This is a genomic window from Micromonospora echinofusca (genome assembly GCF_017614955.1).
GTDB lineage: Bacteria > Actinomycetota > Actinomycetes > Mycobacteriales > Micromonosporaceae > Micromonospora > Micromonospora echinofusca_A.
On record NZ_WVUH01000293.1, the window covers coordinates 1 to 9,381 of the forward strand.

A 9,381-nucleotide genomic window follows, 5' to 3' on the forward strand; every position below is an offset into this window, starting at 1 on the left:
GTGCGGAGCACGCGGGGCGGGGCGGTGACCGGCACCGGCCTCGCCGGGGAGCGGATCGTCGCGGCGGACAGCACCGCGCGGGTACTGGTCGCGGTGACCGCCCGGGCACTGGCGGGCGCGGACTGCGCCGACCTCGGCCACCCGTGGGCGCTCACCCGGCTACGTGGTGCCCCCGAGGCGGTACGGCGGGCCGCCGTGGCCCGGGCCGCCGCGCGGGTCGCCCTGCGTCCCGAACAGGTCGACCGGGTCGACGCCGACGTGGTGGCGCAGTGGCTGGTCGGGCAGTACCCGGAGCGGAGCTACCCCGGGGTCGTGCTCGGCTCGCCGCACGGGGCGGCGGCGCATCTCGCGGTCGCGCTCGGGGTGCCCTGGTTACCGGCCGCCTTCGAGGTGACCGCGCACTGGCCGCACGGTGCGGTGCACGACCCGGTGGCGGCCCTGGCGCACGGTGCGCCGCTGGCCGCGCGCCTGCGGTCGACCAACCCGGACGTGCACGTGCGGCAGGTGCACTGTCCGGCCAGCCGGGGTGTGCTGGCCGGGACCACGGTCTCCTTCGGCGTCCGCTGGCAGCGGCTGCCCGAGGCGTACGCCCGCTTCCTGACGGAGCGGCTCGCACCCGGCGCGCCCCTGCTCCTGCTGCGGGACGCGCGGACCTGGCCGGTGCTGGACTCCGCCGCCGGGCACAGCTTCCAGGCCGGCAGCCCCGGCAGCGGCCTCGACCCGGTGGACTTCCACCCGGACAGCCGTACCCTGCGGCAGGTGCTGCGGTCGGCGGGCGCGGAGACCGACCGGTGGGAGACCCCGGCGGTCTCGTGTGCCCCCGGGTACGCCGAACACGCGGTGGAGCCGGGTTTCGAGTTGAGCCTACGGGACTGGGCGCACCGGGGCGGCCGACCGCTGCACCGGGTGCTCTTCGGTGACCCCGACGCGCTCAGCGCCGCGACGGCGGACCTGTACCGGCGCTGGCTGCGCCGGGCGGGCAAGACCGGCGACCGGTGTGTGGTCGAGTGCGGGCGGCTGCTCGACCCGTGGCAGGTGGTCCGGGCGGGACTGGTGCCGTACTGGTGTGAGAACGCGACCAGGCGCAGTGTCGCCGGGGCGGAGTGGTGGCTGGCCGGCAGTGATCCGTTCAGTTCGGTGGACGTCCTGCCCGAGCCGCCGGGGATGCAGTCGCCGGCGCTGGCCGGGTTGCCCCAGTGGCTCGCGGTCGCCTCGTTCGGCCGGCGTCGCCGGGCGCTGGACCGGACCTGCGCACGGGGGTTCCCGGTGAACGCGGTACCCACCCGGCGGGCCACCGAGGTGCTTCGCGCCCAGCCCTGTGACCTGCCTGTCCCGCCGCCGATGCGGGTGACCGACGCACTCGCCGCCCTTCGTGACAGCGGCACCCGCAGGAGCCTGCTGGTCTGCTGAGGGCCTCGGTGACCGGTCGGAGCGGGCCGGTCGGGCGCCCGGTGACCGGTCCGGGGCGTCGCCGTCGAGTGGCGGCCATCGAAACATCCTCGCGAACGTCCCTCTCCGTGGTTGAGTACCTACAGAGCGGGAACGCTGCGGGTCGTGATGGTGAAATCACCCTGGGTAATCAAGCCCGGGTGGCCCGGTCAGCATCTCCGGTCACCTAATCGCTTCCGACCCGGCGCGCGGTAGCACCGTGCCACAAAACCGGTTCGTCACTCCGGGCGGTGGACCTTCCCAAGGGAGGCGTGGATGTTCGGACAGACCACCAGGGACGACACGGCCGTCATCGGCACGGCCGGCGCGGACACTCCGACGGTGGACGACGCCGGGGCCGTGACGGACACCCCGGCGGTGGACGACGCCGAGGCCGTGACGGACACCCCGGCGGTGACCGACACCCCGGCGGTCGCGGACGTGCCCGTGACCGACGTGGGCGCCGGCCCAGGAGCCGGCGACCCCGGTTCCGGTACCGGCGGTCCGGCCGCGCCGGGTGCCGCCACGGCACCGGTGGCCCCACCGCCGACCAACGACCGGGGCCTGGAGGACCTGGACGCCGCAGCACTGGCGTACGCGGCCCGGATCGAGGGTCTACCCCCGGAGCGGCGCCAGGAGGCCCGCGACGACCTGGTGCGGTTCGCGTTGCCCTTCGCCGGCCGGCTGGCCCGCCGGTACCGGGGACGGGGCGAACCGCTGGAGGACCTGGAGCAGGTCGCCCGGCTCGGACTGGTCAACGCCGTCGACCGTTACGACCCCGAGCGGGGTTCGTTCACCGCGTACGCGGCGATCACTATCGTCGGGGAGATCAAACGGCACTTCCGGGACCGGACCTGGGGCGTGCACGTGCCCCGCCGGCTGCGTGACCTGATCCTGGAGGTCGGACAGGCCACCGCGACGCTGACCAGCGAACTGTCCCGGGCCCCCACGGTCGCCGAACTGGCCCAGCGCCTGGAGACCCCGGAGGAGGAGATCCTGGCCGCGCTGGAGTCCGCCGCCGGCTACAGCCCGGCCTCCCTCAACGCCCCGGTGGGCGGGGAGAGTTCCGCCGAGTTCGGTGACCTGGTGGGCGAGTCGGACAACGACCTCGAATCGGTGGACGACCGGGTCACGGTCAGCGGGCTGCTGCACCGGTTGCCCTGGCGGGAGCGGCGGATCCTGGCGATGCGGTTCTACGGCAACCAGACGCAGGCCGAGATAGCCGCGCGGTTCGGTATCTCCCAGATGCACGTCTCCCGGCTGCTGTCCCGGGCCCTGACCTGGCTGCGCCAGGCGATGCTCGCCGACACCCCGGCACCCTGGCAGGCCGGTACGGCGGAAGCGGACCAGAAGACCCGGGTCTCGGTCCGGCAGAACGGTGACCGGGTGGTCGTCCAGGTCGGTGGTGAAGTGGACCGGGACGGTGCCGACCAGCTCCGCCGGGCGATGATGGCGGCGGTCACCGGCCAGCCCCGCGAGGTGGTGGTCGACCTGACCGACGTGGGCGGGGTCGACGCCGGTGGCATCGCGGCGTTGCTGGCAGGGCGGGACGCCGCCGCCCGTACCGGGGTGCCGCTGCGGCTGTCCCGGGCGAAACCCGCGGTCCGCCGCTCGCTCGCCGCCGCCGGGCTGCCGGCCCGCCCGGACTGACCGGCCGTCGGGCGTCCGGTCCGCGCGACGACCTGCGGCATGCGGCGGTAACGCCCCGGGGAGGGACGGACCACCGGGCGGGGTGGGTCCGTCGTACCCGCCCCGGTCGGCAGGTCTCCTCCCGACCGGGGTTCCTCCGGGTTCACCGCTGTCGTCCGTCGTCACCGGTCCCGTCGTCACCGGTCCCGTGCTCGGGCCGGTCACCGGAGCTGCGCGGGTGCCGCCACCGCTCGTTCTCCTGCGGGGCGCGCTGCCCACCCAGCGGATCCTCCTCCGGCTCGTCGGTGTGTTCGAAGGCCGGTCGGCGGATCTGGTCCGGGTCCGGCACCTCCACCGGCCGGGCCCCGGACCGGGGCGCCGGGTGGTAGGCCGCCGCCTCGCCTGCCCCGTACGCGCCCTCGGCGCTCGGTGACTCCGGCGGCCGGTGCTCGGCGTGGAACTCCTCACTCAGGTGCTGCGGCGGCTTGACGGCGCGTTGCGGCAGGTCCCGGCCCAGGTCGGCGACGAGCGGGCCGTACTTGGCGTCGAACGCCGGTCGTTCCGAGCGGATCCGGGGCATCCGGTCGAAGTTGCGCAACGGCGGCGGGCAGGTGGTGGCCCACTCCAGCGAGTTGCCGAAGCCCCAGGGGTCGTCCACCGACACCATCGCCCCGAACCGCCAGGACTTCCACACGTTGTAGACGAAGAACAGGGTGGAGGCGCCGAGGACGAACGCCGAGATGGTGGAGATCGTGTTCAGCACGGTGAAGCCGTCGGTGGGCAGGTAGTCGGCGTACCGGCGGGGCATCCCCTCGTTGCCCAGCCAGTGCTGCACCAGGAACGTGCCGTGGAAGCCGAGGAACATCGTCCAGAAGTGCGCCTTGCCGATCCGTTCGTCGAGCAACCGGCCGGTCATCTTGGGGAACCAGAAGTAGAAGCCGCCGAAGAGGGCGAAGACCACCGTGCCGAACAGGACGTAGTGGAAGTGGGCCACCACGAAGTAGGTGTCGGTGACGTGGAAGTCCACCGGCGGGCTGGCCAGCAGCACCCCGGTCAGCCCGCCGAGCAGGAAGGTGACCAGGAACCCGACGGCGAACAGCATCGGCGTCTCGAAGGTGAGCTGCCCCTTCCACAGCGTGCCGATCCAGTTGAAGAACTTCACCCCGGTCGGTACCGCGATGAGGAAGCTGAGGAGGCTGAAGAACGGCAGCAGCACCTGCCCGGTGGCGAACATGTGGTGCGCCCAGACGCTCATCGACAGCACGGTGATCGCCACCGTGGCCAGCACCAGACCCTTGTACCCGAAGATCGGCTTACGGGCGAACACCGGGATGATCTCGGTGATGATCCCGAAGAACGGCAACGCGATGATGTAGACCTCGGGATGGCCGAAGAACCAGAAGAGGTGCTGCCAGAGCATCGGCCCGCTCTGCGCGGCCACGTAGACGTGCGCGCCGAGTAGCCGGTCGGCGGCCAGGGCCAGCAGCGCCGCAGCCAATAGTGGGAACACCAGCAGCACCAGCACACTGGTGAGCAGCATGTTCCAGGTGAAGACCGGCATCCGGAACATGGTCATCCCGGGGGCCCGCAGGGTCAGCACCGTGGTGATCAGGTTGACCGCGCCGAGGATGGTGCCCAGCCCGGAGATCACCAGCCCGATCACCCACATGTTCGCGCCGACGCCGGGGGAGTGTTCGGCCCGGCTCAACGGGGTGTAGGCGGTCCACCCGAAGTCGGCCGACCCGCCGGGGGTGAAGAAGCCACCGACCACCATCAGCCCGCCGAGCAGGAACAGCCAGTAGGCCAGCGCGTTCAACCGGGGGAACGACACGTCCGGCGCGCCGATCTGGATCGGTACCAGGAAGTTGCCGAAGCCGAACGCCGCCGGGGTCGCGAAGAGCAGCAGCATCAGGGCGCCGTGCGAGGTGAACAACTGGTTGTACTGCTCCGGGGAGAGGATCTGCAGGCCCGGCCGGGCCAGCTCGGCGCGCATCACCATCGCCTGGAGGCCGGCGATCAGGAAGAACACGAACGACGTGAACAGGTAGAGCAGGCCGATCTGCTTCGCGTCCGTGGTCCGCAGCAACCTGGTGATCTTGTTACCCGGTACAGCCGTCCGGACCGCACCGGGGAAGCCGCCGAAGCGGGCCGGCGCGAGGATCGCCGGGCCCCGGTCCCGGGCCGGCTCCGTGGTCACCCGTCTGGCCATCAGTACTCACCCCGTCACGTCCGGTGGAAAGGACGGCGTGGGCTACCCGGGCAAGGAACGACGAAACCCCACCAGTTCGGTTAATTTCGGTCGACCCGACACCGTACCGTCTCTGCCGACCGTACCGGGGCAAACGTCAACCAGCCGGCAGTATCGCCCAGACCACCTTACGGTCCCCGGCGGTCAGGCTGCCCCAGCGTTGCGTCAGCTCCCGGACCAGCATCAGCCCCCGTCCCCCCTCGGCATGCGAGCCCGGGTCGCGCGGACGTACCGCGGTGGCGCACCGGTCGGCCACGGCGAGGTGCAGGTACGGCGGGCGGAGGGTGAGCGTCACGTCCATCGGGGTACCGGCGTGCCGGACCACGTTGCCCACCAACTCGCTCAACACCAGCGAGACCGGCCCCACCAGGTCCGGCAGGTTCCACCGTTCGCACGCCTGGGCGGCCAGCTCGCGGGCGCGGCGGCAGGCCCCGGCGACCGGCTCCAGCCGGGCCCGCACCCGGGGCGCGGCACTGCTGCGGGCCAGCCGGGTGGCCTCCGCGCAGTCGTGCTGCACCGGCAGCGTCCGGCAGGCGGTCGTCTCCGTCAGGTGTCGCGCGGTCTCGGTCGGTGGGTCGCAGAGCACGACGGGAACCGCCGGCCACTCGGCGGCCTGCCGGGCGGCGGCGGCGAACACGGACAGCGCCAACGGGTCGGTGACCCGCAGCCCGGCGAGGTCCACGATCAGCGCATCCGGCTGCGCGGTCAGGCACCGTTGCAGTACGTGATGGACCTGCCGGGTGGTGGTCAGATCGAGCGAGCCGGTCACCCGGACCACCGTGACCGGTGGCTCCTCGTGCACCTGGCAGGTGATCCGGCTCGGCATGGGGTCCTCGTCTCCGCTCGCTGTTCGCCTGCGGAACTACCCCCGGTCACCCGGTGCCAAACCGGACGTGGCGGGCGTCCCAGCAGCTCAGCGTCGTCGCCGTCGATGCCGGGTGGTGACCGCGCCGAGGGCGATCATGCCCAGCCCCAGGACCAGGTGCAGCCAGTTGTCCGCAGCGTTGACCGGGATGAAGTTGGCCTCGCTGGCGGTGTCGACGACCAGCCCGTACAGCCAGAGCACCAGGTACACCGCGCCACCACCGATCAGGAAGGTCCGGGCCGTCGTGACCGTCCGTGACATGACCAGGCCGGCGACGCCGAAGAGCAGATGCACGACGTTGTGCAGCCCCGACACCTGGAACAGCCCGAACAGCTTCGCCCCGGAGTGGTGGCCGGCGACGGCCAGGTCGCCGTAGTCACTGGTGATGCCGGGCACGAAGCCGAGTACCCCGACCAGCAGGAAGACCACCCCGACGCCCGAGGCGGCGCGACGCACCAGGGGACGGTCGTCGGCCGGGTTGTGTCGCCCCCGGGCGTTGGCCAGCGCTCCGACCATCGACCCCTCCTCGTGCTCGACGTCCACCGCCGGCACCGCGTTCCCGGACCACACCCGGCCAAACCCGGTAAGGAAGGGCCCCTTCCTATCGTTTTCGGTATAGGAAGGGCCCCTTCCTAACCGGTGACGGGTTCAGGCGGCGGCCGGGACCGGCGGTGCGGTGGCGAGCTGCCGGACCCGCTCGTAGAGCTGCACGTACTCCCGGGCCATCACCGCCGGGGTGAACCGGCTGGCCGCCACCTGCCGGCACTCGGCCGGCTCCAGCACACTGGCCGCGAGCACCAGCTCACCCAGCTCCTCCTCGTCGGTGGTGAGCAGCCCGGTCCGGCCGTGCTCGATCAGCTCCGGCAGACAACCCCGGGCCGTCGCCACCACCGGCGTACCCAGCGCCAGCGCCTCGACCACGGCCGTGCCGCCCGGCTCCTCCCAGCGCAGCGGGAACAACGCCACCCGGGCGGAGGCCACCAGGTCGTCCCGCTCGGCCCCGGCGACGGTACCGACCCAGCGGACTCGGTCCCCGTCGACGTGGGGCGCCACCTCGTCCAGGAAGAACCGGGCATCCGGGTTCTGGCGTGCCTCGTCGCCGGCCGCCGCGAGGTCCTCCGGCCGGTGGTACGGGCCGACCGGGCCGGCGAGCACCAGCGGGAACCCGACCCGCTGGGCGAGTCGGGCACCCACGTCCTGACCCTTGCCGGGGTTGATCCGGCCGAGGATGACCGCGTGGTCGCCCTTCTGCGGCTGCGGTACCCGGTCGGCGTCCACGGCCAGCGGGGTGGCCAGGTGCACGTGCCCCACCGAGTGCTCCCGAAGGGCCCGGGGCGCGCGGGCGAGCTGCGACGCGGACACCCCGTTCACCCGTACCCGGCCCCCACCGTCGAGGTGACCGTAGAGCGCCGGGTGCTTGGCCAGGTCCCAGTGCAGGGTGTGCAGTGCCGGTGGGCCGTCCGGACCCATCGCGGCGAGGGTGGCCAGCCCGACCGCCTCCACGTGGTCGTGCACCAGGTCGATGTCGGACCGTTCCCGCAGCGTCCGGACCACCCCGTTCAGGTGCGCCTGGGCGACCCCGCACACCTGGTTGTACGGGCGTTGCAGGTTGGCGAACTGCCCGTCGTCGAAGACCGACAGCCGCTCCTCGACCGGCAGGGTGCTGGTACCCACCGACGCCAGCACCACCCGCACGCCGAGCCGCCGCAGCTCCGGTACCAGGGTGGCGATGACGTTCTCGATCCCGCCGTAACCCGGGGGCGGTACGGACAGCCACGGACCGGCGTTCATCAGGACGGTGAGGCTCATCGGTACGGGTTCCTTCCCTCGGCGGTCGCGGTCGGGGCCGGTGGTACGTGGGACGTCCTGCCACCGCCCGGGGCCGGGGGTACGTCCGGCATCACGCCGCCACCCGGCGGCGGGGTACCAGGTGCCGCAGTTCGGCCAGCGGCGGCCGTTCCTCGATCGACACGTCGGTGACCACGATCTCCCGGTCCAGGTTCGGCAGGCTGTCCGAGCCGCCCCGGCGGAACTGGGTCAGCAGGCCGGCCGGCGGGACGTCGGTGCTGACCAGGCCCCGGCGGCGCAACCGTGACCAGGCGGTCAGCATGATCTGGGCCGCCATCCGGCCCAAGGCCTCGGTGTCCTGGTGCCGGTGTTTGCGTTCGCCCAGGTCGACCTGGGCGAGGGCGTCCAGACCGACCAGATCGAGCAGGTCGATCAGCATGGCCGTCTCCACCCCGTACCCGGACACGAAGGGGATCCGCTCCAGCACCGCCCGGCGGCCCGCGTACTCGCCGGCCAGCGGCTGCACGAAACCGGACAGTTCCGGCCAGAAGAGGTTGAGCAGGGGGCGCGCCATCAGTTCGGTGACGCGGCCGCCGCCGTCCGGTTCGATGCTCGCCGAACCGACCAGCGGCCGGTGGTAGAAGCCCTTGACGAAGCTCACCGACGGGTCGGTGAGCAGCGGCCCCAGCAGGCCGGTGACGAAGTGCGGGCGGAACTCGCGCAGGTCCGCGTCGACGAAGGCGACCACGTCGCCCTCCGCCGCCGCCAGTCCGGCCCAGAGCGCGTCGCCCTTGCCGGTCAGCCGGGGCAGTCCCCGGGTCATCTCGTCCTGGCTGACCACGTACGCGCCGGCGGTACGGGCCACCGTGGCGGTCCGGTCGGTCGACCGGGAGTCGACCACGATCAGCTCGTCGACCAGGGGCACCCGGTCCATCAGGTGCTCCCGGATGGTGGAGACGATCGCGCCGACCGTCGCCTCCTCGTCCCGGGCGGGCAGCACGACGCTGACCCGGTCACCGGCCTTGGCCCGCAGCAGCCCCCGGGCGCTCCACTGACCCGCCGAGTGGGTGCGGTAGGTGGCCCAGGCCTCCACCACAGGTGAGACAGTCGGTTCTTCGTGCCGCACCGGCACACCCCCCGGTTCAGGATTCGTAGGACAGCGGGTCTGGTTTCCCCCCGCCGGCCGAACGCTAACCGCATTTCGCCCCATCATCGTGATCTCGCGGTACCGGCCGACGGTACGCAGGGTCGGTCGTGGGTCCGTGCCGACCGGTCGGGAGCGCCCGGAACCCGCACCCGGGTGGGAAGGGAACGCCCGTCGAGGTTTGCCCCTGTCGCCACCGGGCAGAGCACCCGGCGGACCTTTTTCACGATCGTCACGGTTGGGGGCTGCGGGATGCGTACGTGCCGGGTGGGGCTGGTC

Annotated in this window: 7 protein-coding genes; 2 read left to right on the forward strand and 5 right to left on the reverse strand. The window is 72.6% G+C overall.

Annotation, left to right across the window (positions count from 1 at the left end):
- The gene (locus GSF22_RS25820) at positions 1-1,410 is read left to right on the forward strand and encodes a hypothetical protein (protein WP_208816334.1); all 1,410 of its coding nucleotides are present in this window, start codon (positions 1-3) and stop codon (positions 1,408-1,410) included.
- Positions 1,411-1,704: 294 nt separating this feature from the next.
- On the forward strand, positions 1,705-3,078 hold the full coding sequence (locus tag GSF22_RS25825; protein ID WP_244454134.1) for a SigB/SigF/SigG family RNA polymerase sigma factor: 1,374 nt from the start codon (positions 1,705-1,707) through the stop codon (positions 3,076-3,078).
- Positions 3,079-3,220: 142 nt separating this feature from the next.
- On the opposite strand, the gene ctaD is transcribed toward GSF22_RS25825, so the two are convergent.
- The 5 genes from ctaD to GSF22_RS25850 all read right to left on the reverse strand — a co-directional run bounded on the left by ctaD (position 3,221) and on the right by GSF22_RS25850 (position 8,994).
- Entirely contained in the window at positions 3,221-5,266 is a 2,046-nt protein-coding gene (gene ctaD / locus GSF22_RS25830) for an aa3-type cytochrome oxidase subunit I (RefSeq protein WP_208816335.1), read from the reverse strand.
- 136 nt (positions 5,267-5,402) lie between these two features.
- Positions 5,403-6,131, reverse strand: a complete 729-nt coding sequence (locus GSF22_RS25835) for an ATP-binding protein (RefSeq protein WP_208816336.1) — start codon at positions 6,129-6,131, stop codon at positions 5,403-5,405.
- 87 nt (positions 6,132-6,218) lie between these two features.
- Positions 6,219-6,686, reverse strand: a complete 468-nt coding sequence (locus GSF22_RS25840) for a DUF4383 domain-containing protein (protein WP_208816339.1) — start codon at positions 6,684-6,686, stop codon at positions 6,219-6,221.
- A gap of 132 nt (positions 6,687-6,818) precedes the next feature.
- Positions 6,819-7,979: a glycosyltransferase gene (locus tag GSF22_RS25845; RefSeq protein WP_208816337.1), complete on the reverse strand. Its 1,161-nt coding sequence runs from the start codon at positions 7,977-7,979 to the stop codon at positions 6,819-6,821.
- Between the two features lie 91 nt (positions 7,980-8,070).
- Positions 8,071-8,994: a glucosyl-3-phosphoglycerate synthase gene (locus GSF22_RS25850; protein WP_244454135.1), complete on the reverse strand. Its 924-nt coding sequence runs from the start codon at positions 8,992-8,994 to the stop codon at positions 8,071-8,073.
- Positions 8,995-9,381: the final 387 nt, after the last annotated feature.